The 1,078-nt window shown below is 60.7% G+C and carries 1 protein-coding gene; it reads left to right on the top strand.

Annotated elements, in window-relative coordinates:
- Positions 1-1,078: PPE domain-containing protein (locus ACZYZ9_RS26420; RefSeq protein WP_463829105.1), on the top strand; the 1,078-nt coding region annotated here is incomplete at both ends.

The raw sequence follows: 1,078 nt of genomic DNA, 5'->3' as shown, positions 1-1,078 counted from the left end.
TCAATTCGTTGAACATGCTGCGGGGTGCGGGTTCGGCGCCGATGGTGTCGGTGGCTGCTGCGTGGGATGGGTTGGCGGCTGAGTTGGGGTCGGCGTCGTCGTTTTTTGAGGCGGTGACTTCTGGGCTGGTTGGTGAGGCGTGGCAGGGTCCGGCGGCGGCGGCGATGGCGGCGGCGGCGTCGCCGTATGCGGCGTGGCTCAGTGCTGCGGGTGTGGTGGCTGAGCAGGCTGCTGTGCAGGCGCGGGTGGTGGTGTCGGCTTTTGAGTCGGCGCGGTCGTTGATGGTGCATCCGGCGTTGATCGCCGGTAATCGTAGTGCGTTGGTGCGGCTTGCGGTTTCGAATCTGTTTGGGCAGAACTGGCCGGCGATTGCGGCGGCGGAGGCGGCGTATGAGGAGTTTTGGGCTCAGGATGTCGTGGCGATGTTGGGGTATCACGGTGGGGCGTCGGCGGCTGCGGCGGCGTTGACGCCGTTTGCCAGGGTGCCGTTGGGTGTGGTGGGTGCCGGGGGTGTGGTCCGTGCGGCGGTGACTGAGCTTGTGGGTGTGGCCGGCACGTTGGGTAGGGGTGGCGCCGGGGCGGTGCTGGGTGCGGTGAATGTGCGGTTGGGTGGGTTGCTGGGTGGGTTTGACCTTGGTGGGTTGGTGGGTGGTCTGGTTGGGGGGACGGGGAGTCTTGCCAATTTGAATGTGTTTCGGCTGGGTGGTGTGGGGGCGTTGTTGAGTAGTCCTGCGGCGGCGACGGCTGCGGTGGCTGATGTTTTTGGTAATACTGGGACCGGCAATATCGGGTTTGGTAATACTGGTGATTACAACATTGGTTTCGGTAATACGGGTAACGGTAATGTTGGTATTGGTAATTCCGGGTTTGACCTGAAGGGCATTTTGAATGCTGGGGTGGGTAATTCCGGGTTGTTCAACACGGGTAGCTATAACACGGGTATCGGTAATTCTGGGGTGGGTAATACTGGGTTGTTCAATCCGGGGAGTTTCAACACTGGTATTGGTAATCGGGGGAGTTACAACACCGGCAGCTTCAATGAGGGTAGTTTCAACAGTGGTGATTTCAATGGTGGTGA

This window comes from Mycobacterium sp. IDUB_28 (genome assembly GCF_055419285.1).
The sequence above is the reverse complement of the archived record's forward strand: the minus strand, read 5'-3'. Positions and strand labels throughout refer to the sequence as shown.